Source organism: Allobosea minatitlanensis, from assembly GCF_964020775.1.
On record NZ_OZ224509.1, the window covers coordinates 1,099,900 to 1,118,807 of the forward strand.

Annotated in this window: 18 protein-coding genes; 11 read left to right on the plus strand and 7 right to left on the minus strand. The window is 68.4% G+C overall.

Annotation, left to right across the window (positions count from 1 at the left end; all coding sequences use genetic code 11):
* Positions 1-87 precede the first annotated feature (87 nt).
* Together odhB and ACWH43_RS05230 are read left to right on the plus strand one after the other, a co-directional pair.
* On the plus strand, positions 88-1,317 hold the full coding sequence (gene odhB, locus ACWH43_RS05225; RefSeq protein WP_158445697.1) for a 2-oxoglutarate dehydrogenase complex dihydrolipoyllysine-residue succinyltransferase: 1,230 nt from the start codon (positions 88-90) through the stop codon (positions 1,315-1,317).
* A gap of 16 nt (positions 1,318-1,333) precedes the next feature.
* Positions 1,334-2,077, plus strand: a complete 744-nt coding sequence (locus ACWH43_RS05230; RefSeq protein WP_158445696.1) for an SDR family oxidoreductase — start codon at positions 1,334-1,336, stop codon at positions 2,075-2,077.
* Positions 2,078-2,120: 43 nt separating this feature from the next.
* On the opposite strand, the gene ACWH43_RS05235 is transcribed toward ACWH43_RS05230, so the two are convergent.
* Positions 2,121-3,785 (minus strand): L-lactate permease, encoded by a 1,665-nt coding sequence (locus ACWH43_RS05235; RefSeq protein WP_158445695.1) that lies wholly within the window; start codon positions 3,783-3,785, stop codon positions 2,121-2,123.
* A 231-nt stretch (positions 3,786-4,016) separates the two neighbouring features.
* Here ACWH43_RS05235 and lpdA point away from each other — a divergent pair, with 231 nt between their 5' ends.
* Entirely contained in the window at positions 4,017-5,414 is a 1,398-nt protein-coding gene (gene lpdA / locus ACWH43_RS05240; RefSeq protein ID WP_158445694.1) for a dihydrolipoyl dehydrogenase, read from the plus strand.
* A 125-nt stretch (positions 5,415-5,539) separates the two neighbouring features.
* On the opposite strand, the gene folD is transcribed toward lpdA, so the two are convergent.
* Positions 5,540-6,400 carry a bifunctional methylenetetrahydrofolate dehydrogenase/methenyltetrahydrofolate cyclohydrolase FolD gene (gene folD, locus ACWH43_RS05245; protein ID WP_158445693.1) on the minus strand — a complete coding sequence of 287 codons (861 nt, stop codon included), beginning with the start codon at positions 6,398-6,400 and terminating at the stop codon, positions 5,540-5,542.
* 190 nt (positions 6,401-6,590) lie between these two features.
* Between folD and ACWH43_RS05250 the strand changes: the two genes are divergently transcribed.
* From ACWH43_RS05250 to ACWH43_RS05270, 5 genes are all read left to right on the plus strand, one after another.
* Positions 6,591-7,916: a cytosine deaminase gene (locus tag ACWH43_RS05250; protein ID WP_158471817.1), complete on the plus strand. Its 1,326-nt coding sequence runs from the start codon at positions 6,591-6,593 to the stop codon at positions 7,914-7,916.
* Positions 7,913-9,337 carry an FAD-binding oxidoreductase gene (locus ACWH43_RS05255; protein WP_158443414.1) on the plus strand — a complete coding sequence of 475 codons (1,425 nt, stop codon included), beginning with the start codon at positions 7,913-7,915 and terminating at the stop codon, positions 9,335-9,337. The genes ACWH43_RS05250 and ACWH43_RS05255 overlap by 4 nt, the downstream gene beginning before the upstream one ends.
* Positions 9,338-9,339: 2 nt before the next feature.
* A complete protein-coding gene (locus tag ACWH43_RS05260) occupies positions 9,340-9,921 on the plus strand; it encodes an NAD(P)H-dependent oxidoreductase (protein ID WP_158443415.1) in 582 nt (193 codons plus the stop codon).
* 103 nt (positions 9,922-10,024) lie between these two features.
* Positions 10,025-10,507 carry a MarR family winged helix-turn-helix transcriptional regulator gene (locus ACWH43_RS05265; protein ID WP_158443416.1) on the plus strand — a complete coding sequence of 161 codons (483 nt, stop codon included), beginning with the start codon at positions 10,025-10,027 and terminating at the stop codon, positions 10,505-10,507.
* A gap of 95 nt (positions 10,508-10,602) precedes the next feature.
* Complete coding sequence (locus tag ACWH43_RS05270) at positions 10,603-11,529, plus strand: DMT family transporter (protein ID WP_260349301.1); 927 nt, start codon at positions 10,603-10,605, stop codon at positions 11,527-11,529.
* Positions 11,530-11,590: 61 nt separating this feature from the next.
* Here ACWH43_RS05270 and ACWH43_RS05275 read toward each other — a convergent pair whose 3' ends face one another.
* The 3 genes from ACWH43_RS05275 to ACWH43_RS05285 form a co-directional block, all read right to left on the minus strand.
* Positions 11,591-13,558, minus strand: coding sequence for a potassium transporter Kup (locus ACWH43_RS05275; RefSeq protein ID WP_158443417.1), 1,968 nt, complete (start codon positions 13,556-13,558; stop codon positions 11,591-11,593).
* Positions 13,559-13,638: 80 nt separating this feature from the next.
* On the minus strand, positions 13,639-14,913 hold the full coding sequence (ispG, locus tag ACWH43_RS05280; RefSeq protein ID WP_158443418.1) for a flavodoxin-dependent (E)-4-hydroxy-3-methylbut-2-enyl-diphosphate synthase: 1,275 nt from the start codon (positions 14,911-14,913) through the stop codon (positions 13,639-13,641).
* 13 nt (positions 14,914-14,926) lie between these two features.
* The gene (locus ACWH43_RS05285; RefSeq protein ID WP_260349300.1) at positions 14,927-15,475 is read right to left on the minus strand and encodes a Fur family transcriptional regulator; all 549 of its coding nucleotides are present in this window, start codon (positions 15,473-15,475) and stop codon (positions 14,927-14,929) included.
* Between the two features lie 112 nt (positions 15,476-15,587).
* Here ACWH43_RS05285 and ACWH43_RS05290 point away from each other — a divergent pair, with 112 nt between their 5' ends.
* The 3 genes from ACWH43_RS05290 to ACWH43_RS05300 all read left to right on the plus strand — a co-directional run bounded on the left by ACWH43_RS05290 (position 15,588) and on the right by ACWH43_RS05300 (position 18,068).
* Positions 15,588-16,373 (plus strand): 3-hydroxybutyrate dehydrogenase, encoded by a 786-nt coding sequence (locus ACWH43_RS05290; RefSeq protein ID WP_158443419.1) that lies wholly within the window; start codon positions 15,588-15,590, stop codon positions 16,371-16,373.
* Complete coding sequence (locus tag ACWH43_RS05295) at positions 16,370-17,440, plus strand: patatin-like phospholipase family protein (RefSeq protein ID WP_158443420.1); 1,071 nt, start codon at positions 16,370-16,372, stop codon at positions 17,438-17,440. The genes ACWH43_RS05290 and ACWH43_RS05295 overlap by 4 nt, the downstream gene beginning before the upstream one ends.
* 211 nt (positions 17,441-17,651) lie before the next feature.
* Positions 17,652-18,068 (plus strand): DUF3830 family protein, encoded by a 417-nt coding sequence (locus tag ACWH43_RS05300; RefSeq protein WP_158443421.1) that lies wholly within the window; start codon positions 17,652-17,654, stop codon positions 18,066-18,068.
* An 82-nt stretch (positions 18,069-18,150) separates the two neighbouring features.
* Here ACWH43_RS05300 and ACWH43_RS05305 read toward each other — a convergent pair whose 3' ends face one another.
* Together ACWH43_RS05305 and ACWH43_RS05310 are read right to left on the minus strand one after the other, a co-directional pair.
* Entirely contained in the window at positions 18,151-18,471 is a 321-nt protein-coding gene (locus ACWH43_RS05305) for a polyhydroxyalkanoic acid system family protein (protein ID WP_260349299.1), read from the minus strand.
* A gap of 140 nt (positions 18,472-18,611) precedes the next feature.
* Complete coding sequence (locus ACWH43_RS05310; RefSeq protein WP_260349298.1) at positions 18,612-18,821, minus strand: hypothetical protein; 210 nt, start codon at positions 18,819-18,821, stop codon at positions 18,612-18,614.
* Between the last annotated feature and the right edge of the window lie 87 nt (positions 18,822-18,908).

Consider the following 18,908-nt stretch of genomic DNA (forward strand, 5'->3'; position numbering starts at 1 on the left):
GCCCGAACCGTTCCGGAATGGATCCCGGGCCTGCGTTTCGCTCCGCCCGGGATGATCCCCTGAGATCCGAATAAGAAGAGGCCTGACATGGCGACCGAAATCCGCGTACCCACCCTCGGCGAATCCGTTTCCGAGGCCACGATCGGCAAGTGGTTCAAGAAGCCGGGCGAGGCGGTGAAGGCCGACGAGCCCCTCGTCGAGCTCGAGACCGACAAGGTGACGCTGGAGGTCAACGCGCCGGCCGCCGGCGTGCTCGGCGAGATCGTCGCCAAGGAAGGCGAGACCGTCGGCGTCAACGCGCTGCTCGGCTCGATCGCCGAGGGCGGCGCCGCTGCCGCCGCCGCGCCGAAGAAGGACGACAAGCCCGCCGCCGCCCCGGCTCCGGCGGCCGCCGAGGCCCCGAAGGCGGCTGCGACCAAGGCGGCCGATTCCGGCCCGGCCGTGGCGCGGCTCGCCGCCGAGAGCGGCGTCGACCCGGCCTCCGTCCCGGCCTCGGGCAAGGATGGTCGCGTCACCAAGGGCGACATGCTGGCCGCGATCGCGACCGGCGGGGCGGCCGCCCCGGCCGCCGCTCCCGCGCCGGTTCAGCTCCGCGCTCCCTCGGCGCCGGACGACGCCTCGCGCGAAGAGCGCGTCAAGATGACGAAGCTGCGCCAGACCATCGCGCGCCGCCTCAAGGAGGCCCAGTCCAACGCCGCGATGCTGACGACCTTCAACGAGGTCGACATGACCAACGTCATGGCGCTGCGCGCCCAGTACAAGGACGCCTTCGAGAAGAAGCACGGCGTCAAGCTCGGCTTCATGGGCTTCTTCGTGAAGGCCTGCGTGCAGGCGCTGAAGGAGATTCCGGCGGTCAACGCCGAGATCGACGGCACCGACATCGTCTACAAGAACTACTACCACATCGGCGTCGCCGTCGGCACCGACAAGGGCCTCGTGGTTCCGGTGGTGCGCGATGCCGACCAGCTCTCCATCGCCGGCGTCGAGAAGAAGATCGGCGAGTTCGGCAAGAAGGCCCGCGACGGCAAGCTCTCGATCGAGGAGATGCAGGGCGGCACCTTCACCATCTCGAATGGCGGCGTCTACGGCTCGCTGATGTCGACCCCGATCCTGAACGCGCCGCAATCGGCGATCCTGGGCATGCACAAGATCCAGGAGCGCCCGATGGTGGTGAACGGCAAGATCGAGGCCCGGCCGATGATGTATCTGGCGGTCAGCTACGACCACCGCATCATCGACGGCAAGGAGGCGGTGACCTTCCTCGTCCGCATCAAGGAGGGGCTGGAGGATCCGGCGCGCCTCGTCCTCGACCTCTGAGCCGGGGGAGAGCGTCGTGTCGGGCGTTGCGATCGTCACCGGCGGCAGCCGCGGCATCGGCCGCGCCGCCGCCATCCTGCTGGCGGAGCGCGGCTACGACGTCGTCGTCAACTACCAGGCCAATGCGCAGGCCGCGGCCGAGACGGTCGCCGCCGTCGAGGCGCTGGGCCGGCGCGGCGCGGCGGTCAGGGGCGATGTCGGCAGCGAGGCCGACGTGCTGGCGATCTTCGCCGCCGCCGACGCGCTCGGCCGCCTGACGGCGCTGGTCAACAATGCCGGCGTCGTCGACCGGCCGCAGCGCATCGACGAGATGAGCGTCGAGCGGCTGGAGCGGATGTTCCGGATCAACCTCACCGGCAGCTTCCTCTGCGCCCGCGAGGCGGTGAAGCGGATGTCCACCCGCCATGGCGGGCAGGGCGGCGGCATCGTCAACCTGTCCTCGGCCGCGGCGGTGCTGACCGCCGCCGGCCAGTATGTCGACTACGCCGCCTCCAAGGCGGGGATCGACGTCTTCACGCTCGGCCTCGCCCGCGAGGTCGCCGCCGAGGGCATCCGCGTCAACGCGGTCCGGCCCGGCATCATCGACACCGAGATCCATGCCAGCGGCGGCCTGCCCGACCGCGTCGCGCAGATGCGCGACCAGTTGCCGATGAAGCGCGAGGGCACGGCCCATGAGGTGGCGCTGGCCATCGCCTGGCTGCTCTCCGACGAAGCCTCCTACACCAATGGCAGCGTCCTGAACGTGACCGGCGGCCGCTGAGATCCGGCCGGGACGGCTGAGCCGCCCCGGCCGTGCCCTGCCGTCAGGGCTGCACCACCATCGCCGAGAAGGGATGGACATAGGCCTGCAGCATGACGAAGCCGCCGACCAGGCTCGCCAGCACGATCGAGTGCCAGAAGACGAAGCGCAGGATCACGCCTTCATGGCCGAACCAGCCGGTCGCGGTCGAGGCCACGACGATCGACTGGGCGTCGATCATCTTGCCCATCACGCCGCCGGAGGAGTTGGCCGCGCCCATCAGGATGGGCGAGAGGCCGAGCTGCTCCGAGGTGACCTTCTGCAGGTTGCCGAAGAGCACGTTCGAGGCGGTGTCCGAACCCGTCAGCGCCACGCCCAGCCAGCCGAGCAGCGTGCCGAAGAAGGGATAGAGCACGCCGGTGCCGGCGAAGGCGAGGCCGAGCGTGGCGTCGATGCCCGAAAGCCGCGTCAGCGTGCCGATCGCCAGCATCGCTGCGATGGTGATCAGCGAATAGGCGCAGAGCTTCAGCGTGCGGCCGTAGACCTGCGCCATCTTGAGCGGGCCGAAGCCCATGGCGAAGCCGGAGAGGATCGCCGCGATCAGCATGCCCGAGCCGGTATAGGTGAGCCAGGTGAAGGAGAAGACCGCACCCTCCGGCGTCGGCTTCGCCGCGACGGGCGCGACCTTGTTGATCATGTTGTGCAGCTCGGGAACCGCATAGTTCCAGGTTGCCCAGGGATTGACCGCGTTCTTGAACCAGCCCGTGCCCCAGACCAGCAGGATGATGCAGACGATGATCCAGGGCGTCAGCGCCATCCAGACCTGCGAGGAGCTCGGCTTTGCCGCGGCGGCGGGCGGCTTCAGGCTGCCGTCGTCGGAGACGTCGTGGCCGCGCAGCTTCGGCGAGGTCCAGACCTCCTTCGGCTTCCAGATCTGCAGGAAGCCGATCAGGCAGGCCATCGAGATCAGCGAGGCGCCGATATCGACGATCCAGGGGTTGATGAAGTTCGAGATCAGATATTGCGGCACGGCGAAGGAGACGCCGGTGACCAGCACCGCCGGCCAGATCTGCAGCATGCCGCGCCAGCCGGCGAAGACGCAGATCAGCCAGAACGGCACCAGCACCGAGAAGAAGGGGAGCTGCCGCCCGACCATGGCGCCGAGCAGGAAGGGGTCGATGCCGGTGACCTGGCTCAGGCCCTGGATCGGCGTGCCGAGCGCGCCATAGGCGACCGGCGCGGTGTTGGCGATGAGCGAGAGGCCGGATGCCGCGAGCGGCGAGAAGCCGAGCCCGATCAGGATCGCGCCGGTGACCGCGACCGGCGTGCCGAAGCCCGACGCGCCCTCGAAGAAGGCGCCGAAGGCGAAGGCGATCAGCAGGAGCTGGATGCGCCGGTCGTCGGTGACGCCGCCGATCGTCCGCTGCAGGATCTCGAAGGCGCCCTTCTCCACCGTCAGCCGGTAGAGGAAGATGACGTTGAGCACGATCCAGCCGATCGGGAAGAAGCCGGTGACCGCGCCGAGCACGCTGGCGCGCAGCGACATCCCCGCCGGCATGGTGAAGATGAAGATCGCGACCAGATTGGCGACGATCAGCGCGATGACGGCGGCGATATGCGCCTTGACGGCGTTGGACGCGATGAGGCCGAGCAGAACGACGACGGGTAGCGCGGCGGCGAGCGTCGACAGGACGCTGTTGCCGAATGGGTCATAGACCTGATTCCACATGACGGCGTGCCCCTCCAGCGGGCTGATCTGCGAGGTTTTTCAGCGGATGGCGTTTCGTCCTCTTGTTCTGGCGGCAGCCAGTAAGCCTGCGACAGCCTGCCGCAGCAAGGGCGCGGAGCCGTTCGTCAACACATGAATGGCATGGCGCCGCGGCCGGAACCGATGTATGCCCGCCCCCACGCGCCGCCGCCCGTGCCGGCGGCTTCATGAGAGCAGCAGCGGAAGGACGTCATGGCCTACGATCTCGTCGTCATCGGAACCGGCCCCGGGGGCTATGTCTGCGCCATTCGTGCCGCCCAGCTCGGCCTCAAGGTCGCCGTCGTCGAGAAGCGCAAGACGCATGGCGGCACCTGCCTGAATGTCGGCTGCATCCCGTCCAAGGCGCTGCTGCACGCCTCCGAGATGTTCGAGGAAGCCGGCCACACCTTCGAGAAGCTCGGCGTCGTCGTCGGCAAGCCGAAGCTCGACCTCAAGGCGATGATGGCCCACAAGCAGGAGACGATCGACGCCAACGTCACCGGCGTCGGATTCCTGCTGAAGAAGAACAAAATCGAGGCCTTCCACGGCACGGCCTCGATCCCCGCCGCCGGCAAGGTCGTCGTCACGGCGGAGGACGGCAAGGCGCAGGAGCTGGAGACGAAGAACATCGTCATCGCGACGGGTTCGGAATCGGCGCCGCTGCCGGGCGTGACCATCGACGAGAAGACCGTCGTCACTTCGACCGGCGCGCTCGAGATCGGCGCCGTGCCGAAGGAGCTCGTCGTGGTCGGCGCCGGCGTGATCGGCCTCGAGATCGGCTCGGTCTGGAGCCGGCTCGGCGCCAAGGTCACGGTCGTCGAGTTCCTCGACCGCATCCTGCCCGGCATGGATGGCGAGGTCGCCAAGCAGTTCCAGCGCATCCTGGAGAAGCAGGGCTTCAGCTTCCAGCTCGGCTCCAAGGTCACCAAGGTCGAGACCGGCAAGGCGGGCGCGACCGTCACCGTCGAGCCCGCCGCCGGGGGCGAGGCCAAGACGCTCAAGGCCGACATCGTGCTGGTCGCGATCGGCCGTCGTCCGAACACGGATGGGCTCGGGCTCGACAAGGCCGGCGTCGCCACCGAAAAGGGCCGCGTCGTCATCGACGACCATTTCAGGACCAATGTCGCCGGCATCTACGCCATCGGCGACGTGGTGCGCGGGCCGATGCTGGCGCACAAGGCCGAGGACGAGGGCGTCGCGGTGGCCGAGATCCTCGCCGGCAAGGCCGGCCATGTGAACTATGATGCCATTCCCGGCATCGTCTACACGGCTCCGGAAGTCGCCGCGATCGGCAAGACCGAGGAAGAGCTCAAGGCTGCCGGCGTCGCCTACAAGAGCGGCAAGTTCCCGTTCACGGCGAACGGCCGCGCCCGCGCCATGCGCCATACCGACGGCTTCGTGAAGGTGCTGGCCGATGCCGCGACCGACCGCGTGCTCGGCTGCCACATCATCGGCCCCCATGCCGGCGACCTGATCGCGGAAGTGACCGTGCTGATGGAGTTCGGCGGTTCGGCCGAGGACCTTGCCCGCACCTGCCATGCCCATCCGACGCTGGCCGAGGCGGTGAAGGAAGCCGCGCTCGCGGTCGACAAGCGCCCGATCCATATGTGATCGGGTCGGCGGGCCGTGCTTCTGGCGCGGCCCTGCTGCAGGAACGAGGTTTCGAAGGAGCTGCAGTCTTGCAGCTCCTTTTCTTTTGGATGCGTTTCCGAAGCGGTGCGACGACTGTCGCGGGCTCAGCCCCGCCGGGCGTGGAACGCCGTCAGCGTGTTCTTCAGCAGGCAGGCGATCGTCATCGGGCCGACGCCGCCGGGGACCGGGGTGATCGCGCCTGCGACCGTCACAGCTTCCGCGAAATCGACGTCGCCGGTCAACTTGCCATCGGGCAGGCGGTTGATGCCGACATCGATCACGGTCGCGCCGGGCTTGATCCAGTCGCCCTTGACCATGCGCGGGCGGCCGACGGCGGCGATGACGATATCGGCGCGCTTCACTACGGCGGGCAGATCGCGCGTGCGCGAATGGGCGATGGTGACGGTGCAGTCGGCCTGGAGCAGGAGCTGCGCGACCGGCCGGCCGACCAGCTCGGAGCGGCCGATCACGACGGCATCGAGGCCGGATAGCGAGGGGAGAGCCTGCTTCAGCAGGAGCATGGAGCCGAGCGGCGTGCAGGGGACCAGCCCCTTCTTGCCGCCGGCGAGCAGGCCCGCATTGATCGGGTGCAGGCCGTCGACATCCTTGGCGGGGTCGATGGCATCGATGATGCGGCCGGTGTCGATATGCTTGGGCAGCGGGAGCTGGACCAGGATGCCGTCGACATGGTCGTCGGCGTTGAGCTCGGCGAGCTTGGCGAGGAGCTGCGCTTCGGTCGTCTCGGCCGGCAGCCGGTGGGCGACCGAATTCATGCCGACTTCGACGGCGAGCTTCTCCTTCGAGGCGACATAGACCTTGCTCGCCGGGTCTTCGCCGACCAGGACGACATGGAGGCCGGGCACGATGCCCCGCGCCGCCTTGATCGCCGCGACCTCGCGGCCGATCTCGGCCCGGAGCGCGGCCGCGATGGCCTTGCCGTCGATGATGCGGGCTTCGCCGGTCATGGATCCGACCTCGTGCTGGTGATGACGCCGTCCTCATGCGCGATCCGGCCGGCCCGGACAAGCCCGAATGCGACGGCCGCATGGCCGCAGGCGGCATCGGCGGGGGAGGAGGGGGCGGCGCGGCTTGCGGGCCCGCGGGCTGCCCGGTATCGACGGGTGGAGGGTGGCTTCCAGGAAGGGCAGGGACACAGTGACGACCGGTTTTGCCCGCCTGCCCGGGGCCTCCGCCTTCCGCCTGGCCGATCTGCGCCTGCCCGCCTGCCTGCTCGAAGACGAAGGATTTCCCGCCGGTCGCGACGGGCTCGCGCGCGTCGATCTCGCCATCGCCGATGGGCGGATCGCGGCGATCGAGCCGGCAGGGGCGTCAGTCGCAGGGGACGGGCCGGTTTCGAGCCTCGACGGCGGCATCGCCCTGCCGCGCCTCGTCGACTGCCACACCCATCTCGACAAGGGCCATATCTGGCCGCGCAGCCCCAATCCGGACGGCACCTTTCCGGGGGCGCTCGCGACCGTCGGTGCCGATCGCGAGGCGAACTGGTCGGCGCGGGACGTGCGGGCGCGGATGGATTTCGCGCTGCGCTGCGCCTTCGCGCATGGCACGGCAGCGATGCGGACGCATCTCGATTCCCTTGGCAAGCAGATCGGTATTTCCTGGCCGGTCCATGCGGAGCTGCGGGCGGAATGGGCCGGACGCATCGCCCTGCAGGCCTCGCCGCTCTTCGGCGCCGAGGAGGCGCTCGATCCGGTCCATATGGCGGCGGTGGTCGCCGCGGTGAAGGCGCATGGCGACGGCCTGCTCGGCTGCGTCACCTATATGATCCCGGAGCTCGACCGGGCGCTCGACATCCTGTTCCGGGCGGCGATGGAGAACGGTTTCGACCTCGATTTCCATGTCGACGAGAGCAACGATCCGGCGGCGCGCTCGCTGGAGCGCATCGCCGACGCGGCTTTGCGCCATCGCTTCGAGGGCAGGATCTTGTGCGGGCACTGCTGCTCGCTCTCGCTCCAGGCGCCCGAGGACGCGGCGCGGATCATCGCCAAGGTTCGCGAGGCCGGCATCGCCGTGGTCTCGCTGCCGCTCTGCAATCTGTATCTGCAGGACCGGCAGCCGGGCCGCACGCCGCGCTGGCGCGGCGTCACCGCCCTCCACGAGCTGAAGGCGGCCGGCGTGCCGGTGATGATCGCCTCCGACAATACGCGCGACCCGTTCTACGCCTATGGCGATCTCGATCTCGTCGAGGTGCTGCGGGAGGGAACGCGCATCCTCCAGCTCGACCATTCCGGGCCGAACTGGGCCAGGGCGGTGGCGCGGACGCCGGCGGAGGCGATGGGCGTGAAGGCCGGCGTCGTCGCTGTCGGCGCGCCGGCCGATCTCGTCCTGACGCGGGCGCGCGACTGGACCGAATTCTTCTCCCGGCCGCAGGCCGACCGCAGCGTGCTGGTTGCCGGCCAAGCGATCGACCGGACCTTGCCGGACTACCGCGAACTCGACCATCTGATGGGCCAGGTATCATGACGACCCGCTACGACATCGCCACGCTGAAAACGCGCCTCGACGGCATCCGCACCGAGGAGAACCCCGCGCTGGTCAAGCAGAAGAGCCGCGACTTCTTCTGGTATTCGCCGATCCTGAAGCGCCAGCTCGACCATGTCGTCGCCGACATCGTGGTCTCGCCGGTGAGCGAGGCGGAAGTCGTGCAGGTGCTCGCCGCCTGCCACGAACTCGGCATCCCCGTGACGCCGCGCGGCACCGGCACCGGCAATTACGGCCAGGCGATGCCGCTTTCGGGCGGCGTGCTGCTCGACCTCTCCGGCTTCAACAAGGTCAGGGAGATCGCCGCCGGCCGCTATGTCGCCGAGCCCGGCGCGATCATGGCCCGGATCGACGACGAGACGCGGGCGCATTCGCGCCAGGAACTGCGGCTCCACCCCTCGACCTACCAGACGGCCTCGATCGGCGGCTTCATCGCCGGGGGCTCGGGCGGGGTCGGCTCGATCAAATGGGGCGGCCTGCGCGACTGGGGCAACATCATCCGGCTCAAGGTCGCGACGATGGAGAGAAGCCCGCGCATCCTCGAATTTTCCGGCGAGGACCTGCACAAGGTCGCGCATGCCTATGGCACCAACGGCATCATCACCGAGGTCGAGATGCCGCTCGGGCCCGCTTACAATTGGGTCGATGTCATCCTCGGCTTCGAGAGCCTGCGCGCCGCGACCGAATTCGCCAATGCGGTGGGCGAGCAGGACGGGCTGGCGCTGAAGAACCTCTGCGTCGTCGCGGCGCCGGCACCGCACGACTATTTCCTGCGCCATCGCAAGTTCCTGCCGCGCGACAGCCATCTCGTCATCGTCATGGCCGCCGATTTCGCCGTCGATGCGCTCTGCGCCTATGCGCGCCGCTTCAAGGGCGCGGAACTCCTGTTGCGTACCGACAGGCTCGCGCCGGCGGACGCCAAGGGCCTGCCGCCGGCTTACGAGCTCGGCTGGAACCACACCACGCTCAGGGCGCTGCGCGTCGACCCCGCGATCACCTATCTGCAGGTGCTCTATCCCTATCCCAACCAGGTCGAGCTGGTCGACAGGATCCATGCCCGCTTCGGCGACGAGGTCACGGCGCATCTCGAATTCGTGCGCTTCGACGGCAAGATCACTTGCTTCGGCCTGCCGCTGATCCGCTTCACCTCCGAGGAGCGGCTGGAGGAGATCATCGCCATCCATGAGGAGATGGGCGCGCCGATCTTCAATCCGCATCGCTACACGCTGGAGGAGGGGGGCATGAAGCAGACCGACGAGACGCAGCTCGCCTTCAAGCGCGAGGCCGACCCGCAGGGCCTGCTCAACCCCGGCAAGATGATCGCCTGGGAAGACCCGTCCTACGACTACCGCTCGGGCAAGACCTTCCTGTTCCGCAGCCTGGCCGAAGCCGGGGTCGGCTAAGGATGCGCGTCCTCGTCCTCTACGCCCATCCCGTGCCGGAAAGCTTCGGCGCCGCCCTCCACGAGACGGTCGTCGCCAGCCTGAGGGCGGCGGGGCACGAGGTCGACGATTGCGATCTCTATGCGGAGGGGTTCGATCCGGTGCTGAGCCGGGAGGAGCGGCGCGGCTACCATGACACGGCGAGCAACACGGCGCCGGTTGCCGCCTATGTCGGGCGGGTGAAGCGGGCCGAGGCGCTGGTGCTGTGCTTCCCGGTCTGGAATTTCGGTTATCCGGCCATCCTCAAGGGCTTCTTCGACCGGGTCTTCCTGCCGGGCGTCTCCTTCGAGCTGGCGCAGGGCAAGGTGACGCCGGCCCTCGGCCATATCCGCAAGCTCGCCGCGGTGACCACCTATGGCGCCTCGCGCTGGACCGCCTTCCTGATGGGGGACCCGCCGCGGCGGCTGGTCTGCCGGGCGCTGCGGGCGGTCTGCCGGCCGATGGCGCGCACGCTCTATCTGGCGCATTACGACATGAACCGCGCGACGCCCGAAAGCCGCGCCGCCTTCCTGCAAAAAGTCGCGGCCAGGCTCGCAGTCTTTTAAGACCGACATCGGACTGTCATCTGTCTGTCATCTTCGCAGGCGAATACGCAGCCGGCGAAGCGTCTTCCTTATCCGCGCAAGGATTCGTCCGAAGGATGGCCCGATGAGCAAGGCTCTCGAGAAAAGTGTCGGTCGCGCCCTGCTCGTCACGGCAAGGCTGCATCGCTCGCGGATGGGTGAAAGGCTGAACGGGCTCGGCCTGTTCCCCGGCCAGGAGCAGGCGCTGAAGGCGCTGCAGCCGGCGCCGATGACGATGGGCGAGCTCGCCTCGCTGCTCCGGGTCAAGCCGCCGACCGTCTCCAAGACCATCGGGCGCCTGTCCCTGCAGGGGCTGGTGACGCGCGAGGGCGGCAATCGCGACGGGCGGCTGGTCCAGGTCGCGCTGACCGAGGCGGGGCAGAAGACGGCGGCCGAGCTCGACGCGGTCTGGAACGATGTCGAGGAGGAATTGCTCGACAGGCTCGACAGCAAGGAGCGCAAGCAGCTCCGCAAGCTGCTGCGCAAGGCGGCCAAGGGCCTCTCCAGGGCCGGGGCCGAGCAGGACGACCCCGAGATCGACGGCGAAGAGGCCGATAGCGACGCCTGATTTCCGCATGGAGCGCATGCGCTGCGGTGCTGGCGAGGCGCTTCAAATCGTTTAAGCCTGACGGTCACATTCGCTCGAAGCATAGCGAGGCGGGCTTGCCTGCGCCTTCTCCTTCCGCCGACGAGGCGCGCCGCGCGCGCCTGACGGCCATCGGCCTGATGTGCGCAGCGGTGCTGTGCTTCGCGCTGCTCGACACCAATGCGAAATGGCTCGGCGTCCACGGCATGGACCCGCTGCTGGTGACCTTCGCGCGCTACGGCGTCAGCGTCGTGCTGGTCTCCTTCCTGATCAATCCCTGGAGCCATCCCGGCGTGCTGCGGACGAAGCGGCCCTGGCTGCAGCTCTTCCGCTCGCTGATGCTGCTCGGCTCGACGGTCCTGAACTTCATCGCGCTGCGCTATCTGCAGCTCGCCGAGACGATCTCGATCATGTTCGCCGGGCCTTTCCTGGTGGCATTGGCCTCGGGGCCGCTGCTCGGCGAATGGCCGGGGCCGCGCCGGCTGGTCGCCATCGGCATCGGCTTCCTCGGCGTGCTGGTGGTGACGCGCCCCGGCAGCGGCGGCATGCATCCGGCCGCGCTGCTCTCGGTCGCCGGCTGCTTCTGCTATGCCTTCTACGTGCTCTCGACGCGGATGCTCGCGGCATTCGATTCCTCCGAGACGACGATGGTCTATTCCGGGCTCGCCGGCACGGTCATATTGTTGCCGGTGCTGCCTTTCGTCTGGACGACGCCGCAGGAGCCGCTGAGCTGGCTGCCGCTGTTCGCGATCGGCTTCTTCGGCGCGGTGGGGCACTGGATGCTGATCGTGGCGCACCGGCTGGCGCCGGCCACGGTGCTGGCGCCGTTCATCTATTCGCAGCTCGCCTGGATGGTGCTGATGGGCTGGCTCGTCTTCGGACAATGGCCCGACCGCTGGACCTTCATCGGCGGCGGCATCGTCATCGCCTCGGGGCTCTACCTGCTCTATCGCGAGCGGGTGCGGCATGTTCCCGAGGAGGCGAGCTCGGCGCGGCTGGATTGAGAGGGGCAACAGTCGGCAGTAGGGGCACGACTGCCGACTGCCTCTCGCCGAGCGCCGTTTCTCAGACCGTGACCTGGGTGCCGACCTCGACGACGCGGCCGGTCGGGATCTGGAAGAAGCTCGTCGCGTCGGTCGCGCTCTTGGTCAGGCTGATGAACAGGTTGTCCTGCCAGATCGGCATGCCCGATTGCGGCGAGGGCTTGATCGAGCGGCGCGACAGGAAGAACGAGGTCGACATGATGTCGAACTTGAAGCCCTGCTTGCGCAGCATGGCCAGCCCCTTGGGCACGTTCGGGCTCTCCATGTAGCCATAGACCATGTCGACGCGCCAGAAATCGTCGGTGATCCGGGCGAGGCGCACGCGCTCCTCCTCGGCGACGCGGGGCGTGTCGGCCGAGCGCACGGTCAGGATCACGTTGCGCTCGTGCAGCACCTTGTTGTGCTTGAGGTTGTGCAGCAGCGAGGCCGGCGCCGTCTCCGGGTCGCTGGTCAGGAAGACGGCCATGCCCTTGACCCGCGCCGGCGGGCTCTTCGACAGCATGGCGACCAGCTCCAGCAGCGGCACGTCGGTCTTGCGGGTCTTGTCGAACAGGATCTTGGTGCCGCGCATCCAGGTCCACATCACCAGCGTCAGCCCCATGGCGAGCAGCACCGGCACATAGCCGCCATGGAACAGCTTCAGCATGTTGGCCGAGAAGAACGACACGTCGACCAGGAAGAAGGGCAGGATGATCGCGGCAGTGGCCGGCAGGCTCCAGCCCCAGTGGCGGCGGATCACGATCGAGGCCAGCAGCGAGGACACCACCATCGTGCCGAAGACCGAGATGCCGTAGGCATGCGACAGGCTCGACGACGAGCGGAAGGACCAGACCAGGATCAGCACGACGACGAGCAGCAGCAGGTTGACGCGCGGCACGTAGATCTGGCCGGAGGTCTGCTCGGAGGTGTGGCGGATCTCCATGCGCGGCAGCAGGCCGAGCTGGATCGCCTGCCGGGTCAGCGAGAAGGCGCCGGTGATCACCGACTGGCTGGCGATGATGGTCGCGACCGTCGCCAGCACCACGAAGGGCAGCAGGAAGCCCTGCGGCGCGAGGCGGTAGAACGGGTTGTCGATCGCGCTCGGGTCGGAGAGGATCAGCGCGCCCTGGCCGAGATAGTTGAGCCAGAGCGCCGGGAAGACGACGTAGAGCCAGGCGCCGCGGATCGGGCCGCGGCCGAAATGGCCCATATCCGCATAGAGCGCCTCCGCCCCCGTCACGGCCAGGCAGACCGAGCCGAGCACGGCGAGCGACACCCCGGCATGGTCGCGGAAGAAGGACAGGGCGTACCAGGGGTTGATCGAGCGGAAGATCGTGGGGTCGTCGGCGATGTGGTAGATGCCGAGGCAGCCCAGCGTCACGAACCAGAGCAGCATGATCGGCCCGAAGAAGGTCGCGACGCGGTGCGTGCCGTGGCTCTGCATGACGAAGAGGCCGATCAGGATCGCCGAGGCGAGCCAGAGGATGTAGTCGTCGAGCACGGGCGTGACGAGCTTGACGCCTTCGATCGCCGACAGCACCGAGATCGCCGGGGTGATGACGGTGTCGCCGTAGAACAGCCCGGCGCCGACCATGCCGAGCAGCAGCGCGGTGCGGCTCTTGTTGCGGCCGAGCGCGCGCTGGGCGAGGGCGACGAGGGTGAGGATGCCGCCTTCGCCGTTATTGTCGGCCCGCATCAGCAGCACGACATATTTCAGCGTCACGACGACGACGAGCGACCAGAGAATCAGCGAGAGCACGCCGATCACCACCGTCGGCGGGACCACCGCGTTCTCGACGCCGCCGGTCGCGGCGAGGATGGTCTCGCGCAGCGCGTAGAGCGGGCTCGTGCCGATGTCGCCATAGACGACGCCGAGCGCGCCGAGCGCCAGCGCCGCGAAACCCTGCTTGCCGGGGCCGTGATGGCCGCCGGCAGCGCCGTGGCCGTCATCGAGTCCGAAGCGGGAATCTTCCGGCCGGACGGTCGAAAGGCCCGGTTGTTCATGCCCCATGGGGGATCTCCGCGCGTGCTGCGGTGCAGCGGAAGGCCGGGGCCTCTAGCATAATGCGGACGGCAGGCAAAGAGCGCGGGTCAGCCGGCGGCGGCGATACCGACGCCGAAGCGCCGGGCGACGTAATCCGCGACCATGGCCTTGAACTCCTCCGCGATTCCGGCGCCCCGCAGGGTCGCGACCTTCCGGCCGTCGACGAAGACGGGCGCGCTCGGCACCTCGCCCGTGCCCGGCAGCGAGATGCCGATATCGGCGTGCTTCGACTCGCCCGGCCCGTTGACGATGCAGCCCATCACCGCGACGTTGAGGTTCTCGACGCCGGGATACCGGGTCTTCCATTCCGGCATCGAGGTCGAGATCCAGTCCTGGATGTCGCGGGCGAGCTCCTGGAACACCGTCGAGGTGGTGCGCCCGCAGCCGGGACAGGCCGCGACCAGCGGCACGAAGGCGCGGAAGCCCATGGTCTGGAGCAGCTCCTGCGCCGTCCTGACCTCGAGCGTGCGGTCGCCGCCGGGCTCGGGCGTCAGCGAATAGCGGATCGTGTCGCCGATGCCCTCCTGCAGCAGGATGCCGAGCGCGGCGGAGGAGGCGACGATGCCCTTCGAGCCCATGCCGGCCTCGGTCAGGCCGAGATGGATGGCGTAGTTGGCCCGGCTCGCCAGCATGCGGTAGACCGTGATCAGGTCCTGCACGCCGGAGACCTTGGCCGAGAGGATGATGTATTCGCGGCCGAGGCCGAGCTCCTCGGCACGCTCGGCCGAGAGCAGGGCCGACTGGACCATGGCCTCGCGCATGATGGCGCGGGCGTCGAGCGGACGGGGGCTGCGGGCGTTCTCGTCCATCAGCGCCGTGAGCAGCTCCTGGTCGAGCGAACCCCAGTTGGCGCCGATGCGCACCGGCTTGCCGTAGCGGATCGCCAGCTCGACGATCTGCGAGAACTGCTTGTCCTTCTTGTCCTTGAAGCCGACATTGCCCGGGTTGATCCGGTATTTCGCCAGGGCCTCGGCGCAGGCGGGATGGTCGGCGAGCAGCTTGTGGCCGATATAGTGGAAGTCCCCGACCAGCGGCACGTCGATGCCGACGCGGTCGAGCCGCTCGCGGATCCTCGGCACGGCGGCGGCGGCCTCGTCGCGGTCGACGGTGATGCGGACGAGCTCCGAGCCCTGGCGGGCGAGGGCCGCGACCTGCGCCACCGTCGCGCCGATATCGGCGGTGTCGGTGTTGGTCATCGACTGCACGACGATCGGCGCGCCGCCGCCGACCGTGACATGGCCGACCTTGACCGGGACGGTGACCTGGCGGCCCAGGGGGCCGGCGCGCTCCGGCGTCAGGTAGGAGAAGGCACGCTCGTTCATGCGGGCTGCTCTATCACGAACCGGCGCTCCGGCAATGCTCGCAGCGGCCGACGATCTCGACCATCTGGTGCGAGGGCGAGAATTGCCGGGTTTCGGCGATCGCCGCCACCGCTTTCTTCATCGCGGGGGAGGAATCCTCGTCGACGCCGCCGCAGACCTCGCAGATCAGGAAGGCGACGACCTCGTGCGCGCCATGGCCGTGCAGGCAGGCGATATAGGCGTTCTTCGAGGAGAGCCGGTGGACGAAGCCCTGCTCCACCAGGAAGTCGAGCGCCCGGTAGATCGAGATCGGCGCGAGGCGGCGCCCGCCTTCCGGCGAGATCCGGTCGGCGAGGTCGTAGGCGCCGACCGGGCGGTGGTCGGCGTGGAGCGCCTCCAGCGCCTTGCGCCGGATCGGGGTGAGGCGCAGGCCGCGCTCGCGGCAGATCCGTTCGGCGCGCGACAGCGCTTCCGCCGCATGCGCGCGATGGTCCGCGGCATGGCGGCAGCCGCCTTCGCCATGGGCGTGCGACGCATGGTCATGGTCGCCGTGATGATGCGGGTTCGGCTGCATTGTCGTCATGTTGCGTTGCAAAGACTCATCGGGCAACCTGCGGCGATATCCTGTCGGTGCATTGCCTCGTTCGGCCCGAACCTAAGCATTTTCTCCCCGATTGTCAGGAGCCTTGACGCTCATGTTCCTCAAAGACCGTACCGCCGCCATTACCGGCTCCACCTCCGGCATCGGCCTCGCCTATGCCCGCGCGCTCGCCGCCGAGGGCGCCAACCTCGTCATCAACGGCATCCTGCCGCCGGCCGACGCCGAGAAGCTGCGCAGCGAGCTGGAGCAGGAATTCGGCGTCAAGGCGGTGTTCTCCCCGGCCGACATGACCAAGCCGGCGGAGATCGCCGCGTTCATCGCCGCCGGCGAGAAGGCCTTCGGCGCCATCGACATCCTGATCAACAATGCCGGCATCCAGTATGTCGCGCCGGTCGACGAGTTCCCGCCCGAGAAATGGGAGCAGATCATCGCGATCAACCTGTCCTCGGCCTTCTACACGATCCGCGCGGCGTTGCCGAAGATGAAGGAGAAGGGCTGGGGCCGCATCATCAACACGGCCTCGGCGCATGCGCTCGTCGCCTCGCCGTTCAAATCGGCCTATGTCGCCGCCAAGCACGGCATCGCCGGCCTGACCAAGACGGTGGCGCTCGAGGTCGCGACCAAGGGCATCACCGTCAACGCCATCGCGCCGGGCTATGTCTGGACCCCGCTGGTCGAGAAGCAGATTCCCGACACGATGAAGGTCCGCGGCCTGACCAAAGAGCAGGTCATCAGCGACGTCATGCTGGCCGGGCAGCCGACCAAGGAATTCGTCACCGTCGAGCAGGTCGCGGCGCTCGCCGTCTTCCTCTGCACCGACGGAGCGAAGTCGATCACCGGCGCGACCCTGCCGATCGACGGTGGCTGGACCGCCGAGTGAGCGGGCGCCAGAGCCACCGCCCCGAGCCGGCCAAGGGGCTGGCGGGACCGAAGGCGGAGAAGACGATCTCGCTCGCCCTGCAGGGGGGAGGCGCGCATGGCGCCTTCACCTGGGGCGTGCTCGACGTCATCCTCGAGGACGGGCGCCTCGGCATCGAGGCGCTGACCGGCACCAGCGCCGGCGCGATGAACGCCGTCGTGCTGGCCGAGGGCTGGATCGACGGCGGCGCCGACGGGGCGCGGGCCAAGCTCGAGGCGTTCTGGCGGGCGATCAGCGTCGACGGCAAATATGGCGGCTCGGAGCGCTCGCTCATCGACACCATGCTCGGCGCCTGGGGCAACAACGGCACGCCGCCGGGCATGGTCTTCTTCGAGATGTTCTCGAAGGTGGCGAGCCCCTACGACGTCAACCCGCTCAACATCAACCCGCTGCGCGGCGTGGTCGCCGACCTGATCGATTTCGAGAAGGTGAGGGCGCATGACGCGGTCAAGCTGTTCATCGCCGCCACCAATGTCCGCACCGGCAAGATCGCCGTGTTCGAGCGCAAGGAGCTGACCGCCGAGCATGTCATGGCCTCGGCCTGCCTGCCGATGGTGTTCCAGGCGGTCGAGATCGACGGCGAGGCCTATTGGGACGGCGGCTATATGGGCAACCCCGCCCTGTTCCCGCTGTTCTACGAGGCGCATTGCGACGACATCCTGCTGGTGCAGATCAATCCGCTCCAGCGGCGGGAGCTGCCGACCAGGGCGCGCGAGATCCAGGACCGGCTGAACGAGATCACCTTCAACGCCTCGCTGCTGCGCGAGCTGCGCGCGATCGACTTCGTCAACCGCCTGGTCGATGCCGGCAAGCTGCCGCGCGAGGAATACAAGCGCGTGCTGATGCACCGCATCGACGGCGGCCCGCCGCTGGCGGAGCTGACCTCCTCCTCGCGCATGAACGCGGAATGGGATTTCCTGCTGCGCCTGCGCGACATGGGGCGGGCTGCGGCGAAGCGCTGGCTGAAGCGCAACTACGCCGCGATCGGCTCGGCCGGCACGCTCGACCTCAAGGAAGCGATTTCTTGAAGGGCCTTCCGGCCGGGCGCTCGGTCGGAACCGGACGCCGACGCAGCCCCTTGACGGGGAGCAAGGTGAAGGCCGCCGGCACCGTGGCGGCGGCAGCGCATTCTTCGCGTTTCGGCGGCGCAGATGTTCCAGCGCCGCCGCTTGCGCCGGGCCGGTCCGCGATGGCATGCAACATGGTCCCAGGCTCCCCTTTCAGAGAGACGGTCTTCCCATGCAGAAACTGGTCATCACCGCCGGCCCTTACAGCTTCGAGGGGAAGTTCGAGCTCGAGGCTGCGCCCAGGACCTGCGCCGCCTTTCTGCGGCACCTGCCCTTCGTCAGCAAGATCGTGCATGTCCGCTGGAGCGGCGAGGGCGTCTGGATGCCGCTGGGCGATCTCGATTTCGGCGTCGGCTACGAGAACAACACCGCCTATCCCGCGCCGGGCCACATCATCCTCTATCCGGGCGGCGTCAGCGAGACCGAGATCCTGCTCGCCTATGGCGGCGTGCAATTCGCCAGCAAGGCCGGGGTGCTCTCCGGCAACCACTTCATCACCCTGACCTCGGGGCTGGAGAACCTCTACACGCTCGGCCGCAAGACCCTCTGGGAAGGGGCGCAGGACATCCGCTTCGAGCTGGTCGGCTGAGACCGGGCGGGGCGATTCCGCGCTGACGATATCGCGGCGCGGGGGCTGCACCCGCGCCGGCGTGCCCGACCATGCGCCGGCTTCAGGCTTTCGGCTTTTCGAGCAGGATCCGGCCCTGCTTCTCGACGCCGAGCTTCAGCTTCTCGGCGAAGATCGCGAGCATCCAGGGCAGCGTCACTTCGACGCGCACCAGCGCCTCCTCGATATCGAGCCGGCCATGCACGGTGTGGCCCAGCGCGGCGACGCCGAAATGCAGGCTGTCGCCCTCCCAGCGCTCCTCGACGAGCTGCATGCGCACCAGGCCGAGCCGGTCGCGGATGCTGTCGACACCGCCGCGCAGGCGATTCAGCGCGGCCTCGCGGCCGAGGTCGTGGGAGACGGTGATCGAGACGGGCTTGGCCATGGCGTTCCGCAGGATGGGGCTTCGGGATGCCTGCCACATGGCAACGGCGCCGGAGAATTTCCAGCGCCGTTGCGGGGATGCTGCTGCGATGGCGGGCGGCGAGCCGCGTTTCACGCGCCGCACCGCACCGGCCGGGCGGATCAGCTCCGCTCGCTCAGCCGCCTCTGGCCGGTTTCGGTGACGCGCCAGATCGCACCATCGGATTCGACCAGGCCGCGATCCTTCAGGGCATGAAGCATCGTCTCGTCGAAGATGAAATGCCGGGTCTCTTCCTCGATGCTCTCGAGCGCGATCCATTCGGGATCGGAGAGGACGGAGGGATGCGCGATCTGGAGGTGCTGAACATGCATAAGCGTCTCCTTCTCGTTTGATGCCCCTGTTGTCCGTTGACCTCGCATCCAATCTTGACGGGGTGATGGCCGAAACGTCCTGCTTCG

Bases quoted from the DNA above. Each gene is read 5' to 3' on its own strand.
- odhB (WP_158445697.1), top strand. From the start codon at position 88: ATGGCGACCGAAATCCGCGTACCCACCCTCGGCGAATCCGTTTCCGAG.
- ACWH43_RS05235 (WP_158445695.1), bottom strand. From the start codon at position 3,785: ATGTGGAATCAGGTCTATGACCCATTCGGCAACAGCGTCCTGTCGACG.
- lpdA (WP_158445694.1), top strand. From the start codon at position 4,017: ATGGCCTACGATCTCGTCGTCATCGGAACCGGCCCCGGGGGCTATGTC.
- folD (WP_158445693.1), bottom strand. From the start codon at position 6,400: ATGACCGGCGAAGCCCGCATCATCGACGGCAAGGCCATCGCGGCCGCG.
- ACWH43_RS05255 (WP_158443414.1), top strand. From the start codon at position 7,913: ATGACGACCCGCTACGACATCGCCACGCTGAAAACGCGCCTCGACGGC.
- ACWH43_RS05260 (WP_158443415.1), top strand. From the start codon at position 9,340: ATGCGCGTCCTCGTCCTCTACGCCCATCCCGTGCCGGAAAGCTTCGGC.
- ACWH43_RS05265 (WP_158443416.1), top strand. From the start codon at position 10,025: ATGAGCAAGGCTCTCGAGAAAAGTGTCGGTCGCGCCCTGCTCGTCACG.
- ACWH43_RS05275 (WP_158443417.1), bottom strand. From the start codon at position 13,558: ATGGGGCATGAACAACCGGGCCTTTCGACCGTCCGGCCGGAAGATTCC.
- ispG (WP_158443418.1), bottom strand. From the start codon at position 14,913: ATGAACGAGCGTGCCTTCTCCTACCTGACGCCGGAGCGCGCCGGCCCC.
- ACWH43_RS05285 (WP_260349300.1), bottom strand. From the start codon at position 15,475: ATGACGACAATGCAGCCGAACCCGCATCATCACGGCGACCATGACCAT.
- ACWH43_RS05290 (WP_158443419.1), top strand. From the start codon at position 15,588: ATGTTCCTCAAAGACCGTACCGCCGCCATTACCGGCTCCACCTCCGGC.
- ACWH43_RS05300 (WP_158443421.1), top strand. From the start codon at position 17,652: ATGCAGAAACTGGTCATCACCGCCGGCCCTTACAGCTTCGAGGGGAAG.
- ACWH43_RS05305 (WP_260349299.1), bottom strand. From the start codon at position 18,471: ATGGCCAAGCCCGTCTCGATCACCGTCTCCCACGACCTCGGCCGCGAG.
- ACWH43_RS05310 (WP_260349298.1), bottom strand. From the start codon at position 18,821: ATGCATGTTCAGCACCTCCAGATCGCGCATCCCTCCGTCCTCTCCGAT.